This window comes from Streptomyces albireticuli (genome assembly GCF_021228125.1).
GTDB lineage: Bacteria > Actinomycetota > Actinomycetes > Streptomycetales > Streptomycetaceae > Streptomyces > Streptomyces albireticuli.
Map to the genome: position 1 here is coordinate 272,535 of NZ_JAJQQS010000008.1, position 20,309 is coordinate 292,843.

Genomic DNA, 20,309 nt, shown 5'->3' on the forward strand with positions numbered 1-20,309 from the left:
GGTCAGTTCCTTCCGGAGGGTCGCGCCAGCCGCTGCCGGATCAGCTCCAGGTTGCGGACGACGGCGCCGACCTCGTCGTGGTGCTGCGGGAACAGCACGGTCTTCCGGTCGCCCGCGGCCAGCGCCTCCGCCTTGTCGGCGAGCGAGCGCAGCGGGCGGATGACGATGATGTGCAGCCAGCCCAGGCAGGCGACGGCCGCGGTCACGCCCAGCAGGCCGGCGAGCATGGTGTGCCGCTCGGCGGTGTACTCGGGCAGCTTCAGCCAGGACGTCGGCTGCTCGCTGACGACCTGCCACTCCAGGCCCTTGACCGCGCCGCCGCCGGTGAAGGGCGCGGCCGCCGCGAGGGACGCCGAGCGGGCCGAGCGGTGCAGGACCGCCTTGCCGTCGCTGTCCTTGCGGGCCTTGGCGGCCAGGGAGTCGAGGTGACCGCCGGGCAGCTTGCTGAACGCGCGGAAGCCGTGCTGACGGTCGGCGGCGATGACGCGGTGCTTCTTGTCGACCAGCCAGACCTGGCCGAGGCCGGGCCGGGTGACCATCGAGACGAGGAACTGCGGGTCGTACTCGCCGACGACGGTGCGGCCGTTGCCGTCCGGCACCGCGGCGTACGCGGCGACGGCCGGTTCCTTGCCGGAGGTGTTGAGCTGGGCGACGGAGTCCGGGTACGGCTTGCGCCCGGCCGGATGGCGGGGCGAGGCGCCGGCCCGGGCGACGACCTTGCCGTCGCCGTCGAGGACGTAGACGGCGCGGTAGCGCGGGTGCTCGCGCAGGGTCGTCTCCAGGACGGTCCGGTCGGCGGCGGTGTCCTTGGCCGCGTCCTTGGCGTCGCCGCTCCCGGCGTCCTTGTCGTTCTTGGTGCCCTTCGTGCCCGCGCCGACGATCTGGGCGACGGAGGCCACGTCCGCCCAGCCCTCGTTGAGGGCCTTGCGGACCCGGTCGGCGGCGGTGTCGGTGCGTCGCCGCTGGTCCTCGACGAGCTGTTTGGGCACCGTCACGGAACCGCCCGCGCGGTTGAGCAGCAGCAGGAGCGGCGCGGCCCAGGCGAGCAGCAGCACCCCGCAGACGATCACGGTGCCACGGGTGCCGAAGCCGCCCCGGGCCCGGCCGGTGCGGGTGGGGCGCTCGCCGAGGCTCTGGCGGCGCAGGCTCTCCAGGGCGGCGCCGATCCGGGCCGGCTCGCGGCCCCGGAAGCGCCGGACCGGCCGGTCGAGCTCACCGCGGCCGAGCCGGCGGCTCTCCAGGTACAGCTGGAGCAGCGGTCGCTGGACCGTGCGCATCAGCACCCAGGTCACGACGAGCGCCAGGACCAGCAGCACTCCGGCGGCGACCAGGCCGAACGCCTGGGTGCGGACGGCCGCCGGGTCTCCGGTGACCTTCACCGAGGTGATCACCGACAGACCGAGGCCGCCGGCGGGGCTGTTCTCGCCGGGTGCGCGCCCGGCCGCCGCGTAGCCCACGGCCGTACGGCGGTCGCCGCTGTCGCCGCCGCCCGTACGGGCCATCAGGTGGCCGCTGGCGCCCGGGTGGCCGCCGGGCTCGGGGGTCCTGGTGAAGTTCGAGGCCGCGGTGCGGGCGGCCTGCTTGGCCCAGGACGTACGGGCCACCGGCGGTCCGTCGCTGGCCAGCACGGTGCCGGCCGAGTCGACGACCAGTAGGGAGCGGTTCTCGCCGGTGGAGATGCCGGGGACGTTGAGGGTGCCGGAGGCGACGAGCAGCCGGGGCCGGTCGCCGCCCCGCAGCGGGGCCGTGACCAGCATGCGGGTCTCACCCGAGCGCAGCCGCACCAGCTGGGGGGCGGGGGCGGTGAGTTCACCCGGTCCGGCCGACTTGCCGTCCTTACCGGCGTTCCCGGCCCCCGTGGCGCCCTTGACGTCCTTGAGGAGGGGGGCGAGCGGGATGTTCTCGCCGCGCGCGGCGAGCAGGGTGCCGTCGACCGGGTCGATGACGGCGGTGCCGCGCCACTTGTTGTAGACCTTGCCGAGCTTGTCCAGGGCCGTGTCGGCCGCCACGGGCTCGGGGCCCGCGAAGAGGGCCGCGGCGCGCTGGAGGTCGGTGACGCTCTCGTCGAGGGAGGCCCGCAGGGACAGGGCGCCGTCCTCGGCCACCCGCTGCTGCGAGCCGAGTACGGCCGTGTCGGTGCCCGCCCGGTCGCGATCGCCCAGGACGAGGGCCGTCGCCCCGGCCACGGCCAGCAGCAGTGCCAGCAGCGCGGCTATCGGGGGCCGGGCGCCACCCAGCAGGGGCATGTCGGCGCGGCGGCGTATCTTGCGCCGGCGTGTGCCGCGCGAAGCGGACAACATGGTTCCTTTCGACCACGGCACGGTGTTGCCGGGACGACGGGTGCGGTGGATGTTGTCTGCGGCGCGTGCGGGTGAGGGCTGAAGCGAGGGGCCGTCGAATCCTAAGCAATAATTAAAGGGTTTCCAAAAATCTATGGCGACACGCCCCATGTGCATGCATCTGCCGCGGAGTTGCCGTATAGGCCGATGGGCGTGCTTTGCCAAGTCGAATGTCCGGAAGGGGTAATTTTACCGACATGAGACTCAAGTCGGGCGGGGCCCGCGTCTTCGCGCTGCTCGCGGTCCTCACCCTGACGGGGCTCGCGGGCTGTTCGTCCCCGTCCGGCTCCCGCCCGCCCGCCACCGCCCCGGCCCGCGTCGGTACGCCGAGCCCCGTCGACCTCCGGCAGCGGATCACGGACTTCACCGACCGCATCACCGCGAGCGGGCGCTACCAGGTGCCCGGCGAGCGCGACCGCCGCGCCGTCGCCGACGGCGTACGCGCGCTGCTCGACGGCCACCGCGCCCGGGCCGAACGGGCCCTGACCGAGGTCGGCTACACCGTGCGCGCCCTCGTCGACCGGGACGGCGGGCAGCAGGTCGCCGAGATCGCCGACGCCACGGCGGACGGGGAGGCGCGGCGCGGCTGGGGACGGGTCTACGTGGACCTGCGCGGCCCCGCCCGCTGGCAGGTGCAGGTCCCGCACCCCACGGCCGACCTGCGCAGCGAACAGCTCGGCATCGGGCTGCTGCGGGGGACGCCCGGCGGCGTCCTGGTCCTGGCCGGCGCGCACCGGGCGGCGGGCCCGGGCACGCCGGACCCCTCGGACGGTACGGGCACGTCGGACGTGGCGGACGTGGCACACCGCCGGGACTCCGTCTTCGCCGCCGTCTCCGACGCGCTCGCCGACCGCAAGCTCCCGGCCGTCCAGGTGCACGGCTTCGCCGACAGCAGCCTGCCAGACCAGGACGTCGTCGTCTCGACGGGCAAGGGCGACGCCGGGCTCCGCCCGGCCCGCCGCCTGGCCGAGGCGCTGCGCGCGCGGGACCTGCGCGTCTGCGAGGTGTGGGAGCGCTACTGCGGCCGCCTGGAGGGCCGCACGAACGTCGAGGGGGACCACGCGGCGGCGGTGGGGGTGCCGTTCCTGCACGTGGAACACAACCGCCGGGTGCGGATGGACGACCGGCTCGTGGCGGCGGCGGTGGAGGCGCTCACGGAGGTGACGCGGCGCTGGGGCGGGGCGTAGCGCCGGCGGGCGGCGGCCGGGTGACCACGGGTCCGGCCCGGATCCGCCGCTGCGGCCCGTGCCGGGGTAGCGGCCGAACACCGCTGTGTGCCGCGGCCGCCCCTACGGGAGCGGAGCCCCCGCCCGAGGCCGCGCCGCGGGAGCACCGTTCTCTGCCGGTGCCGCATGACGAACGCCGGGCAGTGGCCGCGTCCAGCCCGTCCGGCGCTTGAGGGCACCCGCGCGGCGGGTTCCGCCGCGGGGGCCGGACGGGACGAGCCCGCCCCCCCCGGCCCGGGGACGCGCCGGAGCGCCGGACCGGCTCCTGCGAGCCCGCCCGGCGCTCCGGTGATTCCGGCGTAACGCCCGGCGTTACGCCGGCACGCTCGCCACGCCCGGCGCCAGGAAGCGCCGGCCCGCGGCCCGCTCGGAGACGCCCTCGCGGTCCAGGTACGGCGTGATGCCGCCCAGGTGGAAGGGCCAGCCCGCGCCCGTGATCAGGCACAGATCGATGTCCTGGGCCTCGGCGACGACGCCCTCGTCCAGCATCAGGCCGATCTCCTGCGCGACGGCGTCCAGCACCCGGTCGCGCACCTGCTCCTCGGTCAGGACGACGTCGCCCTGCTTAAGGAGCGCCGCGACCTCGGGGTCCAGCTCCGGCTTGCCGGAGTCGTAGACGTAGAAGCCGCGCTTGCCGGCCTTGACCACGGCGGCCAGGTTCGGCGAGACGGTGAAGCGGTCCGGGAAGGAGCGGTTGAGCGTCTCGGAGACATGCAGACCGATCGCCGGGCCGACCAGCTCCAGCAGCACCAGCGGCGACATCGGCAGGCCGAGCGGCTCGACGGCCTTCTCGGCCACCGCGACCGGGGTGCCCTCGTCGATGACGTTCTGGATCTCGCCCATGAAGCGGGTCAGGATGCGGTTGACGACGAACGCCGGGGCGTCCTTCACCAGCACCGCGGTCTTCTTCAGCTTCTTGGCGACACCGAAGGCCGTGGCCAGCGAGGCGTCGTCGGTCCGCTCGCCGCGCACGATCTCCAGGAGCGGGAGGATCGCGACCGGGTTGAAGAAGTGGAAGCCCACGACCCGCTCGGGGTGCTTGAGCTTCGACGCCATCTCGGTGACGGACAGCGAGGAGGTGTTGGTGGCGAGGATGGTGTGCGCGGGCACCACCGCCTCGACCTCGGCGAACACCTGCTGCTTGACGCCCATCTCCTCGAAGACGGCCTCGATGACGAAGTCCGCGTCGCCGAAGGCGGCGGCCTTGTCGAGGGAGCCCGTCACCGACGCCTTGAGGCGGTTGGCCTTGTCCTGGCCGATGCGGCCCTTGGCGAGCAGCTTGTCGATCTCGCCGTGGACGTAGCCGACGCCCTTGTCCACGCGCTCCTGGTCGATGTCGGTCAGCACGACCGGTACCTCGAGGCGGCGCAGGAACAGCAGCGCGAGCTGAGAGGCCATCAGGCCGGCGCCGACGACGCCCACCTTGGTGACCGGGCGGGCCAGCGAGCGGTCCGGGGCGCCGGCCGGGCGCTTGGCGCGCTTCTGCACCAGGTTGAAGGCGTAGATGCCGCTGCGCAGCTCGCCACCCATGATCAGGTCCGCGAGGGCCTTGTCCTCGGCGTCGAAGCCGGCGGCCAGGTCGCCGTTCTTCGCCGCGGAGATGATCTCCAGCGCGCGGTAGGCGGCCGGGGCGGCGCCGTGCACCTTGGAGTCCGCGATGAACCGGCCGCGCTCGACGGCCTGGTCCCAGGCCTCGCCGCGGTCGACCTCGGGGCGGGAGACCTCGGTCTCGCCGCTCAGGACGGACGCGGTCCAGAGCAGCGACTGCTCCAGGAAGTCCGCGCCCTCGAAGAGCGCGTCGGCGATGCCCAGCTCGAAGACCTGCTTGCCGCGCAGCTGCTTGTTCTGGCTGAGCGAGTTCTCGATGATCACCGAGACCGCGCGGTCGGCGCCGATCAGGTTCGGCAGCAGGGTGCAGCCGCCCCAGCCCGGGACGAGGCCGAGGAAGACCTCGGGCAGCGAGAAGGCGGGGATCGCCTTCGACACCGTGCGGTAGGTGCAGTGCAGACCGACCTCGACGCCGCCGCCCATGGCCGCGCCGTTGTAGTACGCGAAGGTCGGCACCGCCAGCGACGACAGCCGCTTGAAGACGTCGTGGCCGCCCTTGCCGATGGCCAGCGCGTCCTCGTGGCGGGCGAGCAGTTCCACGCCCTTGAGGTCGGCGCCGACCGCGAAGATGAACGGCTTGCCGGTGACGCCGACGCCGGTGATCTTCCCGTCCCGGGCCTCCGCCTCGACCTGGTCGATCGCGGCGCTGAGGTTCGCCAGCGACCGGGGGCCGAACGTGGTCGGCTTGGTGTGGTCCAGGCCGTTGTCCAGCGTGATGAGCGCGAACGTGCCCGCGCCCTTGGGCAGGTCGAAGTGGCGTACGTGCGCCTGGGTCACGACCTCGCCGGGGAACAGCTCCGCCGCGCCCTTGAGAAGTTCAGCGGTGGTGCTCACTTGTCGCCTCCGTCGAAGTGCGGGTTCTCCCAGATGACCGTTCCGCCCATGCCGAGGCCGACGCACATCGACGTCAGGCCGTAACGGACGTGCGGCTGCTCCTCGAACTGCCGGGCCAGCTGCGTCATCAGGCGCACGCCCGACGAGGCCAGGGGGTGGCCGAACGCGATGGCGCCGCCGTACTGGTTGACGCGCGGGTCGTCGTCCGCGATGCCGTAGTGGTCCAGGAGCGCGAGCACCTGCACCGCGTACGCCTCGTTCAGCTCGAACAGGCCGATGTCGTCGATGGTCAGACCCGCCTTGGCGAGGGCCTTCTCGGTCGCCGGGATCGGGCCGTAGCCCATCACCTCGGGCTCGACGCCCACGTAGGCGTAGGAGACCAGGCGCATCCGGACCGGCAGGCCCAGCTCGCGCGCCGCGTCCTCGGAGGCGATCAGCGAGGCGGTGGCGCCGTCGTTGAGGCCGGAGGCGTTGCCCGGGGTGACCCGGCCGTGCGGGCGGAACGGGGTCTTCAGGTTGGCCAGACCCTCCATGGTGGTGCCCGGGCGCATCGGCTCGTCGGCGGTGGCCAGGCCCCAGCCCAGCTCGCCGCCCTCGGGCGTGGTGCGACGGATGGAGATCGGCACCAGGTCGGCCTGGATCTTGCCGTCGGCGTACGCCTTGGCGGCCTTCTCCTGGCTGCGGACCGCGTACGCGTCCGCGCGCTCCTTGGTGAGCTGCGGGAAGCGGTCGTGCAGGTTCTCCGCCGTCATGCCCATGACGAGGGCGGAGTCGTCGACCAGCTTCTCCGACACGAAGCGCGGGTTGGGGTCGACGCCCTCGCCCATCGGGTGCCGGCCCATGTGCTCGACACCGCCCGCGAGGGCGACGTCGTACGCGCCGAAGGCGACGCCGCCGGCGACGGTGGTGACGGCGGTCATCGCGCCGGCGCACATCCGGTCGATCGACATGCCGGGCACGGTCTGCGGCAGGCCCGCCAGCATGCCGGCCGTGCGGCCGAGGGTCAGGCCCTGGTCGCCGATCTGCGTGGTCGCGGCGATGGCGACCTCGTCGATCTTGGCGGGGTCCAGGTTCGGGTTGCGGCGCAGCAGCTCACGGATGCACTTGATGACGAGGTCGTCGGCGCGGGTCTCGTGGTAGATGCCCTTCGGGCCCGCCTTGCCGAACGGGGTGCGGACGCCGTCGACGAAGACGACGTCCCTAGCGGTACGAGGCACGTTGGCTCTCCTCCATGTGCGGGATCGCTGCGCGCGGGCATGCCGGTACGGCTCCGCCGCGGTGCGGGCTGACAACGGCCATGCTACTTACGGGTAACTAGGTTGCCCAGCCCCTCCGGCGGGAGCGGCGAAGGTCACATTCCGTTGTGCGGGGGTTGCCGCGGGCTGGGGTGTGCGGGTGCGGGTGGGCGTGGCGGGTTCGGCGGCCACGGCGGGTTCGGCACCGCCGGGTTCCCCGGTGGGGGTCGCGCGCCGTCGCGGCGGGGGAGAGTCCCCTGGCCCGCCCCTTCCCGAAACCGGGGCTGCGCCCCGGACCCCCGGCCAGGGGCCCGGGGCGCAGCCCGGGAAGCGGTGAACGGGGGCCGGCAGTTCCGGCGCCGCGCGGCCGCGACGGCGCGCCGCCGCGCGACTTCCGCCGACCGGGCCGGTGGTGCCGTGCCGGACAGGAGGCCCTGGACGGGCGGCCCCGGGGCGGCGGTCCCAGGCGGGTGGTTCCGGGCCGGTGGTGCCGGACGGATGGGCCCCGGGCGGTGGTGCCGGGGCGGTGGTGCCGGTTCGGGCGTGGCGAACCGGCATCCGCCGTACGGGTCAGGCCGTGGCCTCCGTCAGGGCCTTCACCAGGGCCGGGGTCACCTGCTCCACCTGCCACACGCGGGCGCCGTGGGCGGTGAGGACCTCCGCCACCGCCTCCGCCGTCGGCGACTTCGGCGGTTCCCAGCACAGGCGGCGCACGGTGTCCGGGGCGATCAGGTTCTCCTGCGGCATGGTGAGCCGCTCGGCCAGCGCCGAGACCGCCGTACGGGCCGCGGACAGCCGGGCCGCCGCGACCGGGTCCTTGTCCGCCCAGGCGCGGGGCGGCGGCGGGCCGGTCAGCGGCTGGCCGGGCTGCGGGAGCTCGTTGTCCGGGATCGCGCGGGCGCGGTCGACCGCCGTCTGCCACTGCTCCAGCTGCTTGCGGCTCATCCGGTGGCCGAAGCCGGGCAGCGCGGCCAGCGCCTGCGCGTTCGGCGGCATGTTCAGGGCGGCCTCGACGATCGCGGCGTCGCCGAGCACCTTGCCCGGCGAGACGTCGCGCCGCTGGGCGATGACGTCGCGCGCGGTCCACAGCTCGCGGACCACGGCCATCTGCCGCCGCCGCCGGACCTTGTGCATCCCGGACGTGCGGCGCCAGGGGTCCTTGCGCGGCGGGGCGGGCGGCGCGGAGGCGATGGCGTCGAACTCCTGCCGGGCCCACTCCAGCTTGCCCTGGCGGTCCAGCTCCTCCTCCAGCGCGTCGCGCAGGTCGACGAGGAGCTCCACGTCGAGGGCGGCGTAGCGCAGCCAGGGGTCGGGCAGCGGGCGGGTCGACCAGTCGACGGCGGAGTGGCCCTTCTCCAGGGCGTACCCCAGGACGTTCTCGACCATGGCGCCGAGTCCCACCCGGGCGAATCCGGCGAGCCGTCCCGCCAGCTCCGTGTCGAAGAGCCGCGACGGCGTCATCCCTATCTCGCGCAGGCACGGCAGGTCCTGCGTGGCCGCGTGCAGCACCCACTCGGCGTCGCCGATGGCCTCGCCGAGCGAGGACAGGTCGGGGCAGCCGACGGGGTCGATCAGGGTCGAGCCGGCGCCCTCGCGGCGCAGCTGCACGAGATAGGCGCGCTGGCCGTAGCGGTAGCCGGAGGCACGCTCCGCGTCCACCGCGACGGGGCCCGTACCGGCCGCGAACGCCGCGACGACGCCGGCCAGGGCATCGTTGTCAGCGACGACGGGCGGGATGCCCTCGCGTGGCTCCAACAGGGGGATCGGCGCCGAATCGACGTCGGCCGGGGGGTCGCCCCCGGGGGTTCGCAGTGTCGTGTCTGCTGCGGTCTCTTGGGCGTCGGTCACCGGTCAAGGGTATCTGTGTATGGCAAGCGCCCGTCGACGGAACGTCCCCGTCGACGGGCGTGGTGTCGTGCGGCGGGCGTTTCGGGACCCGATCGGCCCCGCCGCGCGCCGGTGGGCGGTCAGTGGATGATGCCGGTGCGCAGGGCCACGGCGACCATGCCGGCCCGGTCGCCGGTGCCGAGCTTGCGCGCGATCCGGGCGAGGTGGCTCTTGACGGTGAGCGCGGACAGGCCCATCGAGACGCCGATGGCCTTGTTGGACTGGCCCTCCGCCACCAGCCGCAGCACCTCGACCTCGCGGCCGGACAGCTCGCGGTAGCCCCCCGGGTGGCCGGGGGCGCCGGGCGGGCGGCGGTGCATCCGGGCCGCGGCGGCCGACCCGATGGGCGCGGAGCCGGGCCGGCCGGGCAGGCCGAGATTGGTCCGGGTGCCGGTGACGACATAGCCTTTGACGCCGCCCGCGAGGGCGTTGCGCACCGCGCCGATGTCGTCGGCGGCGGACAGGGCCAGGCCGTTGGGCCAGCCCGCGGCGCGGGTCTCGGAGAGCAGGGTGAGCCCGGACCCGTCGGGAAGGTGGACGTCGGCCACACAGATGTCGCGCGGGTTGCCGACGCGGGGGCGGGCCTCCGCGATGGACGACGCCTCGATCACATCTCGCACGCCGAGCGCCCACAGGTGGCGGGTGACGGTGGAGCGGACGCGGGGGTCGGCGACGACGACCATGGCCGTCGGTTTGTTCGGGCGGTAGGCGAGGCTCGCAGGTTGCTCGAGGAGAACGGACACCAAGCCTCCATGGGGGAGTGGCGGGGGACGGTGCCGACTTTGGGGGTAAGCCGGGGCGATCCGTATGGGAAGGGTCACAAGCCTCTTCGGCAGCGAAGCGTCCCGGCTTTAGGGGAAGATCACGAATTGATGAGTAACAATTCGGGCAATTCGGACGGTTGATCGATCAACGACTCTGCGGATCGCGGCGCTGAGGGAGCGTCACCACGCCCGCCTCCGGCGCCCCGCCCGGCGGCAGCCCCGCGATCTGGCAGAGCAGATCGCACCAGGCGGCGAGGTGTGCCGCCGTGTCGGGCACCCCCGCCCCGCGGCCCGCCGCGTCGCCCGCCCCGGCCCCGGCCGGGCCCTGCTTCCCGTGCTTCCCCGCGCCGATCTGCCCGATCTGGCCCGCCTGCCCGATCTGCCCGGCCGGGCCCACGGCGCCCACCGGGCCGCCCGGACCGCCCTGACCGGACGCGCCGGCGCCGCCTACGGTGCCCGCCGGACCACCCGGCGGCTCCACCGGCGACCACGAGGCCCGGATCTCGATCCGCGTCGACGGCTCCCGCTCCCGCAGCCCCCCGAAGTAGTGCGAACTCGCCCGGGTCACCGTCCCGCTCGGCGCCCCGTACGGCACCCGCCGGGCCTCCAGCGCGCCCGTCAGCCACGACCAGCACACCTCCGGCAGCAGCGGGTCCGCCGCCATCTCCGGCTCCAGATCGGCGTGCACCAGCGTCACCAGGCGGAACGTACCGCCCCACGCCTCGTGCCCCGCCGGGTCGTGCAGCAGAATCAGCCGCCCGTCCGCCAGCTCCTCGTCGTCCACGACGACCGCGGCCTCCAGGGCGTACGAGAAGGGCGCCAGCCGCTGGGGCGGCGGCGTCGCGTCGAGCTCGATCTCGGGCCGCAGGCGTACCCCTTGCAGCCCGGCGACCGCCTGCCGGAAGACGGAGGGGGAGTCCTCCCCATCCGCGTCGTCCGGACCGTCCGAGAGGTGTCCCTGCGCCGCAGCCATGCCCGGAAGACTAGGCGGAAGCGCGCCCCGTTCCGGGTACGACACCCACATGGGCGGGTCACTCGTTCGGCCCGTGCGAAGATTTGGGACATGAGTGAGCGTACGGAGCCCAGCCAGCAGCAGACCGGCCGCACCGCGGCACACGACTCGGCGTTCCTGCGGGCATGCCGCCGTGAGCCCGTGCCGCACACCCCCGTGTGGTTCATGCGCCAGGCGGGCCGCTCGCTGCCCGAGTACCGCAAGGTCCGCGAGGGCATCCCGATGCTCGAGTCCTGCATGCGCCCCGACCTCGTCACGGAGATCACCCTCCAGCCGGTCCGCCGCCACAACGTCGACGCCGCGATCTTCTTCAGCGACATCGTCGTCCCGCTGAAGGCCATCGGCGTCGACCTCGACATCAAGCCCGGCGTCGGCCCCGTCGTCGCCCAGCCCATCCGCACCCGCGCGGACCTCGACCGGCTGCGCGCGCTGGACCCGTCCGATGTCCCGTACGTCACCGAGGCCATCGGCCTGCTCACCGCCGAGCTCGGCACCACCCCGCTCATCGGCTTCGCCGGCGCCCCCTTCACCCTCGCCAGCTATCTGGTCGAGGGCGGCCCGTCGCGCAACCACGAGCACACCAAGGCGCTCATGTACGGCGACCCCGAGCTCTGGGCCGACCTCCTGGACCGGCTCGCGGACATCACCGCCGCCTTCCTGAAGATCCAGATCGAGGCGGGCGCCTCGGCCGTCCAGCTCTTCGACTCCTGGGTCGGCGCGCTGGCCCCGGCGGACTACCGACGCTCCGTCATGCCCGCCTCCACGAAGGTCTTCGACGCCGTCGCCGGCCTCGGCGTGCCGCGCATCCACTTCGGCGTGGGCACCGGCGAGCTGCTCGGCCTGATGGGCGAGGCCGGCGCGGACGTCGTCGGCGTCGACTGGCGGATCCCCATGGACGAGGCCGTTCGCCGGGTCGGCCCCGGCAAGGCGCTCCAGGGCAACCTCGACCCCGCGGTCCTCTTCGCGGGCCGCGAGGCCGTGGAGACCAAGGCCCAGGAGGTGCTGGACGCCGCCGCGGACCTGGAGGGCCACGTCTTCAACCTCGGCCACGGCGTGCTGCCCACCACGGACCCGGACGCCCTGACCCGCCTGGTGGAGTACGTCCACGAGCGCACCGCGCGCTGACCCGCGCTCCTTCGCACGCCGCCGTACGGGCCCGCCCGCCGGGCCCGTACGGTGCGGCGGTCCGCGCGCGAACCATGGCGGAGTCACCGGCCGTCGGCTAGAAAGCCGTCATGTGGGTCCTCTTCCTGGTGATCGCCTGGAGTGCGGCGATCCTCACCTGTGGACGCCTCTGCCTCGCCGCGGCCGCGGCCGCCGAGGCCCCGCCCGGCCGCGCCGGGGCCGGTGACCGGGCGCGCCGGCTGACCCTCTACGAGACCGCGTTCCTGGCCGGCGGCCCGCACCGGGTCACCGACCTCACGCTGGTCCGGATGGGCCGGGAGCGCCGGGTGCTGCTCGCGCCCACCGGCTGGGCCACGGTCGTCGACCCGGTCGGACGGGACGAGCTGGAGCGCTCGCTGATCACCGCCATCGGGCCGGACGGGCAGTCCCCCGTCCCCGCGGTGCGGGCCGCGCACGCCGCGGCCGACGCCGTACGGGCCCTGGCCGACCGGCTGGTCGAGGCCGGTCTCGCGGTGCCCGGCCCGGCCCGTACGAACGTGTCGGCCGCCGTCCGCCAGGTGCGCGGCGCCTGCGGCCTGGTGGTGCTGACCGGGGCGGCCGCCGTCCTGATGGTGCCGCCGGAGACGCACCGCGGGCAGGCGGTCGCGTGGTTCGCGCTGCCGCTGCTGCTGACGTCGGCGTGCCTGCTCATCGCCCGCGTCGAGATCCACCCCTACACGCCCTGGGCGTCGGTCGCCGGGCAGGAGCTCCTGGGGCGCGTCGACGTCCCAGCCTCCGGTGCCGCCGCCTCCTCCTCCTTCTCCTCCGATGACACGGGCTTCCTGACCGCGCTGGCCGTGCGCGGCAGCAAGGCCCTCGCCGACCCCGAGCTGCGCGCCGCGCTCGCCGCGCGGCTGAGCGACGACCCCCGCTGACGGCCCGCTGACGGCCCTGCTGACGGCTCCGCCGACCGAAAGGGGGCGCGCGGCGGGCCACCCCCTCGCGAGCCCTTCCGTGCGCCTCCGGATCCGATCGAGCCCTTTGCGACCGACACGAGCCTCGGTGCTTTACTTCACCAACAACCCCACCAATTATCCCTTTTGTCAGATAAGACGAGAAGGGATGGCCGGTGTGAGAGCAGCAGCCCTGTACGGAGCCCTCGGATCCCTGGTCCTCACCGCGGTCACCACGGCACCGGCCGGGGCCCTCGACGGCTCCTCACCACCGGGCGGCACCCGCGCCGAGGCCCGCGGCGTCGTCACCGCCGTCCACCGGGCCGCCGCCCGGGGCATCCGCTTCGGCGCCTGCCCGGCCGCCGAAGGACTGCCCGCGACCGTCCAGTGCGGCACCGTCTCCGTACCGCTGGACTACGCCAGGCCGCACGGCAAGCACATCGGACTCACCGTCAGCCGCGCGCGGGCCACCGGCACCCGCGCCGAACGCCAGGGCGCGCTCGTCTACAACCCCGGCGGCCCGGGCGGCTCCGGGATGTTCTTCCCGGTGCTCGCCGGCATCGGGCAGTGGCGGGCCACGGGCAGGGCGTACGACTTCGTCGGCTACGCGCCCCGCGGCGTGGGCCGCTCGGCCCCGCTGTCCTGCGTGGACCCGGCACGCTTCGTCCAAGCCCCCAGCCAGGCGCCGCAACACCCCTCCGAGGCGTACAAGGCCCGCCGCGTCGCCCAGGCGAGGGCGTACGCGCGGGGATGCGCCCAGCGGGGCGGGCGGGACCTGCGGCACTTCACCAGCCTGAACAACGCCCGCGACCTGGAAGTGCTGCGCGCGGCCCTCGGCCAGAAGCGCCTCACGTATATGGGCGCGTCCTACGGCACCTACTTCGGTGCCCTCTACGCCACGCTGTTCCCGGGGCACGTGCGCCGGATGGTCTTCGACAGCGTCGTCAACCCCTCACCCGGCAAGATCTGGTACCGCAGCAACCTCGACCAGTCCGCGGCCTTCGAGGTCCGCTGGGGCGACTGGCGCCGCTGGGTGGCCCGGCACGACTCCGTCTACCACCTGGGCCGCACCGCGGAAGGGGTCCGGCACTCCTACGACCGGGCGCGCCGGAAGCTGGCCAGCCGGCCGGTCGGCGGGAAGATCGGCCCCGGGCAGCTCCAGTCGTCCTTCCTCCAGGTCGGCTACGCGGACAGCGCCTGGGCACGCAGCGCCAACGCCCTCTCCACGTACCTGCGCGGCGACGACAGGCCACTGCGCGCGCTCGCCATGCCGGACCCGGCGACGGCCCGCTCCGAGGAGAACTCCAACGCCGTCTACACCGCCGTGGAGTGCAACGACGCCCCCTGGCCGCGCTCCTGGCGGATCTGGGACCGGGACAACACCCGGCTCGCCCGCCGGGCGCCCTTCGAGACCTGGGAGAACGCCTGGATGAACCTGCCCTGCGCGTTCTGGAAGGGCCCGCGGCAGCGGCCGGTCGAGGTGGGCGCCTCGGCCCGCGCCCTGCCCCGCACCCTCCTGCTCGCCGCCGAACGGGACGCCGCGACGCCGTACCCCGGCGCGGTGGAGCTCCACCGCAGGCTCCCCGGCTCGGCGCTGGTCACCGAGCGGGACGCGGGCACCCACGGCATCGCCTTCGGGTCCAACGCCTGCGTCAACGCCCACACGGAGCGCTATCTGCTGACCGGCGTCCTCCCGGACCGGCACGCCTCCTGCGCGGGACGCGCGGAACCGGCACCCGCGGCGGCGGTGGCAGCGGCGGCGGTCGGGGCCTGAACGCCCTCGGCGGAAACCGCCGGGAGTCCGGGGGCCGCTGCGCGGGGCTCCGCCCCGGACCCCGGTCCTCAATCACCGGACGGGCTGATTTCAGCCCGTCCGGCGATTGAGGACATTCGGGAAGGGGCGGGTAGGGGAAAGAGCCCCCCGCCGTACCCCTTAGGCCAGACCCGCGACCAGCTCGGCCACGGCCTTACGGCGACCCGTGTAGAACGGCACCTCCTCGCGGACATGCATCCGCGCCTCGGACGCCCGCAGGTGACGCATCAGGTCCACGATCCGGTAGAGATCGTTCGCCTCGAACGCGAGGATCCACTCGTAGTCGCCCAGCGAGAACGACGCCACGGTGTTGGCGCGCACGTCCGGGTAGCCGCGCGCCATCTTGCCGTGGTCCGCGAGCATCCGGCGACGGTCCTCGTCCGGCAGCAGGTACCAGTCGTACGAGCGGACGAACGGGTACACGCTGACGTAGTCGCGCGGCGTCTCGTCGGCGAGGAACGCCGGGATGTGCGACTTGTTGAACTCCGCGGGGCGGTGCAGCGCCATGTTCGACCACACCGGCTCCAGCGCGCGGCCGAGCGCGGTGCGGCGGAAGAGGTTGTACGCGTCCTGGAGGGCGTCCGAGGTCTCGGAGTGCCACCAGATCATCACGTCGGCGTCGGCCCGCAGGCCCGAGAGGTCGTACGTGCCGCGCACGGTGACGTCCTTCTCGGCGAGCTGCGCGAACAGCTCCTCGACCTCCTCGGCCCAGCCGGAGCGGTCCGCCGGGAGGACGTCGCGGAGCTTGAACACCGACCAGAGGGTGTAACGGATGACCTCGTTGAGGTCCTTGGCCTTCTTGCCGGCGTTCGGGATCTTCTCAGGGGCGTCAGTCATGTCCCTATTGTCACTCGCGCGTTCCGGCGCCCGCCGTCAGGGTCGGCAGCGCCGCCATGATCTCGTCGGCGGCCTTGTGCGCACCGGCCACACAGGCCGGGATGCCCACGCCCTCGTAGGCCGCGCCGCACAGCCGCAGACCGGGCAGCCGGGCCACGTCCGCGTGGATCCGGGCGACACGCTCCAGGTGGCCGACCGGGTACTGCGGGAGGCCGTTCCGCCAGCGGGTCACCCGGCTCGCCACCGGGGCCGCCGCGAGGCCCACCGCCGCGCCGAGGTCGGCGAGCGACATCGCCACCAGCTCGGCGTCCTCGCGCTCCAGGTCGGCCTCGTCACCGAACCGCCCGATCGAGGTACGCAGGACGAAGAGGTCCGGGTCCGCGTCGGCGTTCCAGCGCCACTTGTTGCTGGAGAACGTGGACGCCTTGATCTTCCGGCCGTCGACGGGCGGCACGAGGAAGCCGCTGCCGTGCGGCAGCCCCACCACGTCGGAGCGGCGGAAGGCCATGGTGACGAGCGCCATCGAGGCGTACTCGACCGTGGACAGGCCGTCGACGGCGGCGGGCGCGTGCGGGCGGAGCAGCCGGGCCGCGTCGTGGGCGGGGGTCGCGACGACGACGGCGTCGGCGGTCAGCGTCTCCGCCGCCGAGCCGCTCCCGGTGCCGTTCCCCGTGCCCAGGACGATCCGCCAGCCGTCCGCCGTACGCTCGACGCCGGCCACCGGTGTGTGCGTGCGGATCACACCGCCCCGGGCGCGCACCGCGTCCGCGACGGCGAGCGGCAGCCGTCCGACGCCGCCCTCGACGCCCATGAAGACCGGGCCGGACTGCTGCCGGGCCGCCGCGCGGGCCTGGAGGTCGCGCACGGCCCCGGTCAGCGTGCGGTGCGTCCGCGCGGCCTCGAACAGCTGCGGCACGGCCGTCCGCATGGAGATGCGGTACGCGTCACCCGCGTACACGCCGCCCAGCAGCGGCTCCACGAGCCGGTCCACGACCTCGCGGCCCATCCGCTCGGCGACGTACGCGCCGATGGCGACGTCCTCGCCGAGCTCGGTGCGCGGCAGCTCCGCGTCCCGCGAGATCCGGGCGAGTCCTTCGGGCGAGAGCACCCCGGAGGCGGCGAGCGGCCCGAGGTCACCGGGCACGCCCATCATGTGGCCCTGGGGCAGCGGCCGGAGCTCGCCGCGCGTCCACAGCAGCGCGGTGGCGGCGGGCGCCTGGAGCCGGTCGGCGAGCCCGACCGCGCGGGCCAGGCCCACCGCCTCCGGCCTGCGGGCCAGCATGGACTCGGCGCCCAGGTCGACGGGGACCCCGGCGATCTCACCGGCGAGCAGCTTGCCGCCGACCCGCCCGGAGCCTTCCAGGAGGGTGACGCGCGTGCCCCCCTCCGCCAGCCGGTGGGCCGCCGCCAGCCCGGAGATCCCGCCGCCGACGACGACCACATGGTGCCTGGGAGTGTCCGTTGCGCTCATGGGACCACTCTCTCAAACGCCCCGGTGGCACCGGCCGGGCGGTCAGCCGGTGCCGAGGGCGCGGTGCGCCGAGGCCGTACGGAGGTCGGCCTCGACCCGGGCGGCGGTCTCGCGCAGGGCGGGCAGGAAGTCCCGCACGGTGTCCCGGGCGCCGCCGCGTCCGGCGTGGGTGGCGACGTTGAGCGCGGCGACGACGCGGCCGCCGCCGTCCCGGACGGGCACCGCGAGCGAGCGCAGGCCCTCCTCCAGCTCCTGGTCGACGAGCGCGTACCCGTCCCCGGCCACCCGGTCCAGGAGACCGGCCAGCTCGGCGGGCGAGGTGACGGTGCGCCGGGTGGGCGCCCGCGTCACGGCCTCGCCGGCCAGCCATGTCGCGCGGGCCCGCGCGTCCAGCCCGGCGAGCAGCACCCGGCCCATGGAGGTGGCGTGGGCCGGGAAGCGCGTACCGACGGTGATGTCGACGCTCATGATGCGGACGGTGGGGACCCGGGCGACGTAACGGATGTCCGCGCCGTCGAGGACGGCCACGGACGCCGACTCGCCGACCCGGCCCACGAGCGCGCGCAGATGAGGTACGGCGAGGTCGGCGAAGGTCAGCTCGCCGAGCGGGGCGTGGCCCAGCTCCAGGACCCGGGGCAGCGGCCGGAAACGGCCGCCGTCGGCGGCGACATAGCCGAGGTGGGCGAGGGTGAGCAGGGCACGGCGCGCGGTGGCCCGCGCGAGGCCGGCCGCCGCCGCGAGCTCGGACAGCGTCGCCCCCCGGCCGGGCGCGGCGGCCCCACCGAACGCCCGCAGGACGGCGAGCCCCCGGACGAGGGACCGGAGGGGAGGGACGGGCGCTTCGGCGGGCCCTTCGACAGGGGAGGGGCCGGGGGCGGCCCCGGGCCGGTCCGGTGCGTGGCCGTGGACGGCGGATCCCCCGGCGGGGCTGTCCTCGTGGGTGTGCGAGGCGGGGGTCGTGCCGGGGGCGGTCCGGGGGTGGCGTGGTGTGCCGTCGGGGGCGGCGGCCGGGCCGTTCTCGTCGCCGTCCGAGGCGGGGGCAGTGCCGGGGCCGGTCCGGGGGAGGTCCGGCGCGGGGCTGAGGGCGGTCGCCGGGCCGTCGTACGGCATGCCGTACGACGCCGGGGCCGCGCCGCCGCCCTCCGCACCGGGGGCCCCGCCCGTCCCGGCGTCCGCCAGCGCCGCCTCCATCGCCGGGACGGCGGCCCGCAGCGCGGTCAGGGTCTCCTGCCGCAGGCCGTCCGCCGAGTGCCGGCTGGTGTGGCTGGTGACGGTCACGGCGCACGCGGTCCGTCCGGCGGGGTCGCGGACCGGGACGGCCACCGCCACCAGACCGGGTTCGAGGAGCTGGTCGTCCACGGCCCAGTCCGGCGGCGCGGCGGCGAACAGCGCGCCGGGGGCGCAGCGGCCGGCGGGCAGCAGATCGCCGATGCGGAGTCCGGCCCGGAAGCCCGCGGCGGCCGCCCGGGGGCGGGCGGCCTGGGTGACGATCCGGACGCCGTCCGCGTCGGGCACTGCCACCGAGACGGACGCGTCGAGCGCGGCGGCCAGCCTCGCCACGTGCGGGCCGAGCGCGGCGGGCACCCCGCTCGCCGTCAGGTAGGCGTTGCCGAGCTCCATCAGGCCCACGGCCAGGACGACTTCACGGCCGTCGGCGCGGACGTACCCGAGGTGCCCGAGCGTGGTGAGCACCCGGTCGACGACGGAACGGGCGAGCCCGGTGGCGCGGGCGAGGTCCGCGGGGCGGACGCGCGCCCCGGCCTCGTGGCCGGCGAGGGCGCGCAGCACGGCGAGGCCCCTCACCAGCGGGCCCACGAGCGCCGCCTCCTCAGCCCTGTTGACAGCGGTTGGCGGCACGCCGAGACTCGTCACGGCACCGATTATGAACGAAAGTTCACTGGGCGAACAGCCGTCCGGGGGAGGAGGATTGCCGCACCACCCGGCGCCGCCGGACCGGCCGCGCCCCGCGCCCTCTCCTCGTCCGTCCTCCTCGCCCGACCGCTCAAGGAGCAGCCATGAACGACCGCATCCGGGACGTGTACATCGTCGACGCCGTGCGCACCCCGGTCGGCAAGTACGGCGGCGCCCTCGCCTCCGTCCGCCCCGACGACCTCGCGGCGCACGTGGTGCGCGAAGTGGTCGGCAGGGCGCCCGGCCTCGACCCGGCACGCGTCGACGACGTGGTGTTCGGCAACGCCAACGGCGCCGGCGAGGAGAACCGCAACGTCGGCCGCATGGCGGTGCTGCTCGCGGGACTGCCCGTGTCCGTACCGGGCGTGACGGTCAACCGGCTGTGCGCCTCCGGCCTGGAGGCCGTCGTGCACGCCTACCGCGCCATCGCCCTCGGCGACGCCTCGGTCGTCGTCGCGGGCGGCGTCGAGTCGATGACGCGCGCCCCCTTCGTCCTGCCCAAGTCCGACCGCGCCTTCCCCGTGGGCCACCAGGAGCTGTATTCCACGACCCTGGGCTGGCGGATGACCAACCCCGGTATGCCCGAGCAGTGGACGGTGCCGCTGGGCGAGGGCGCCGAACTGATCGCCGACAAGTACGGCATCACCCGCGAGCAGCAGGACGCCTACGCCCTCGCCAGCCACCGGAAGGCCGCGCGGGCCTGGCAGGACGGCGCGTACGACGCCGAGGTCACACAGCTGCCGGACGCTCCGCTCGCCCGCGACGAGACGATCCGGGACAACACCTCCCTGGAGGCCCTGGCCCGGCTGAAGCCCGCCTTCCGGAAGACCGGAGGCACGGTCACCGCGGGCAACTCCTCCTCGCTGAACGACGGCGCGGCGGCCCTGCTGCTGTGCGACGAGGAGGGGCTGCGGGAGACCGGCCGCGAGCCGCTGGCCCGGGTCCGGGCCTCGGCCGTCACCGGCATCGAGCCCGACATGTACGGCCTCGGGCCGGTGGAGGCCGTGCGCCGGGTCCTCGCCAAGGCGGGCCGCTCGCTCACGGACCTCACCCACTTCGAGCTCAACGAGGCCTACGCCGCACAGGTCCTGGGGTGCCTCGCGGAGTGGCCCGAACTCGACCCCGGCATCGTCAACCCGCGCGGCGGCGCGCTCGCGATCGGCCACCCTCTCGGCTGCTCCGGCGCCCGGCTGACGGGGTCGATCGCCCATCAGCTGGCGGCGGCGGGATCGGGGGTCGGGCTGGCGGCGCTGTGCGTGGGGGTGGGGCAGGGGCAGGCGCTGGTCCTGGAACGCTGAGGCCACGTGACGGCGGT

At 74.8% G+C, this 20,309-nt stretch carries 14 protein-coding genes; 5 read left to right on the forward strand and 9 right to left on the reverse strand.

The window, feature by feature from the left end; all coding sequences use genetic code 11:
* Window positions 1–2 precede the first annotated feature (2 nt).
* Window positions 3–2,300 carry a HAMP domain-containing protein gene (locus LUZ64_RS17450; RefSeq protein ID WP_232389816.1) on the reverse strand — a complete coding sequence of 766 codons (2,298 nt, stop codon included), beginning with the start codon at window positions 2,298–2,300 and terminating at the stop codon, window positions 3–5.
* 236 nt (window positions 2,301–2,536) lie between these two features.
* Here LUZ64_RS17450 and LUZ64_RS17455 point away from each other — a divergent pair, with 236 nt between their 5' ends.
* Window positions 2,537–3,526: a hypothetical protein gene (locus tag LUZ64_RS17455; RefSeq protein WP_232389815.1), complete on the forward strand. Its 990-nt coding sequence runs from the start codon at window positions 2,537–2,539 to the stop codon at window positions 3,524–3,526.
* Between the two features lie 351 nt (window positions 3,527–3,877).
* Here the strand turns inward: LUZ64_RS17455 and LUZ64_RS17460 are convergent, their stop codons facing one another.
* The 5 genes from LUZ64_RS17460 to LUZ64_RS17480 all read right to left on the reverse strand — a co-directional run bounded on the left by LUZ64_RS17460 (window position 3,878) and on the right by LUZ64_RS17480 (window position 10,866).
* Window positions 3,878–6,007 (reverse strand): 3-hydroxyacyl-CoA dehydrogenase NAD-binding domain-containing protein, encoded by a 2,130-nt coding sequence (locus LUZ64_RS17460; protein WP_095578701.1) that lies wholly within the window; start codon window positions 6,005–6,007, stop codon window positions 3,878–3,880.
* A complete protein-coding gene (locus LUZ64_RS17465; protein ID WP_095578700.1) occupies window positions 6,004–7,224 on the reverse strand; it encodes a thiolase family protein in 1,221 nt (406 codons plus the stop codon). Before LUZ64_RS17465 ends, LUZ64_RS17460 begins: the two co-directional genes overlap by 4 nt.
* 588 nt (window positions 7,225–7,812) lie before the next feature.
* On the reverse strand, window positions 7,813–9,090 hold the full coding sequence (locus LUZ64_RS17470; protein WP_095578699.1) for an HRDC domain-containing protein: 1,278 nt from the start codon (window positions 9,088–9,090) through the stop codon (window positions 7,813–7,815).
* A 119-nt stretch (window positions 9,091–9,209) separates the two neighbouring features.
* Window positions 9,210–9,872 carry a response regulator transcription factor gene (locus LUZ64_RS17475; protein ID WP_087925687.1) on the reverse strand — a complete coding sequence of 221 codons (663 nt, stop codon included), beginning with the start codon at window positions 9,870–9,872 and terminating at the stop codon, window positions 9,210–9,212.
* A 166-nt stretch (window positions 9,873–10,038) separates the two neighbouring features.
* Window positions 10,039–10,866, reverse strand: coding sequence for a DUF3000 domain-containing protein (locus LUZ64_RS17480; RefSeq protein WP_232389814.1), 828 nt, complete (start codon window positions 10,864–10,866; stop codon window positions 10,039–10,041).
* Window positions 10,867–10,956: 90 nt separating this feature from the next.
* Here LUZ64_RS17480 and hemE point away from each other — a divergent pair, with 90 nt between their 5' ends.
* From hemE to LUZ64_RS17495, 3 genes are all read left to right on the forward strand, one after another.
* Window positions 10,957–12,030 carry a uroporphyrinogen decarboxylase gene (hemE, locus tag LUZ64_RS17485; protein WP_095582086.1) on the forward strand — a complete coding sequence of 358 codons (1,074 nt, stop codon included), beginning with the start codon at window positions 10,957–10,959 and terminating at the stop codon, window positions 12,028–12,030.
* 110 nt (window positions 12,031–12,140) lie between these two features.
* Window positions 12,141–12,944 carry a TIGR04222 domain-containing membrane protein gene (locus LUZ64_RS17490; protein WP_095582087.1) on the forward strand — a complete coding sequence of 268 codons (804 nt, stop codon included), beginning with the start codon at window positions 12,141–12,143 and terminating at the stop codon, window positions 12,942–12,944.
* A 196-nt stretch (window positions 12,945–13,140) separates the two neighbouring features.
* Window positions 13,141–14,736, forward strand: coding sequence for an alpha/beta hydrolase (locus tag LUZ64_RS17495; protein ID WP_095582090.1), 1,596 nt, complete (start codon window positions 13,141–13,143; stop codon window positions 14,734–14,736).
* Window positions 14,737–14,895: 159 nt separating this feature from the next.
* On the opposite strand, the gene hemQ is transcribed toward LUZ64_RS17495, so the two are convergent.
* From hemQ to LUZ64_RS17510, 3 genes are read right to left on the reverse strand one after another with little or no spacing between them, the layout of a single operon-like run.
* On the reverse strand, window positions 14,896–15,612 hold the full coding sequence (gene hemQ, locus LUZ64_RS17500) for a hydrogen peroxide-dependent heme synthase (RefSeq protein ID WP_095582088.1): 717 nt from the start codon (window positions 15,610–15,612) through the stop codon (window positions 14,896–14,898).
* Window positions 15,613–15,622: 10 nt separating this feature from the next.
* Entirely contained in the window at window positions 15,623–17,083 is a 1,461-nt protein-coding gene (gene hemG / locus LUZ64_RS17505) for a protoporphyrinogen oxidase (RefSeq protein WP_095582089.1), read from the reverse strand.
* Between the two features lie 42 nt (window positions 17,084–17,125).
* The gene (locus LUZ64_RS17510) at window positions 17,126–18,955 is read right to left on the reverse strand and encodes an IclR family transcriptional regulator domain-containing protein (RefSeq protein ID WP_232389813.1); all 1,830 of its coding nucleotides are present in this window, start codon (window positions 18,953–18,955) and stop codon (window positions 17,126–17,128) included.
* Window positions 18,956–19,098: 143 nt separating this feature from the next.
* Between LUZ64_RS17510 and LUZ64_RS17515 the strand changes: the two genes are divergently transcribed.
* Window positions 19,099–20,292: a thiolase family protein gene (locus tag LUZ64_RS17515; protein WP_095581954.1), complete on the forward strand. Its 1,194-nt coding sequence runs from the start codon at window positions 19,099–19,101 to the stop codon at window positions 20,290–20,292.
* Window positions 20,293–20,309 lie beyond the last annotated feature (17 nt).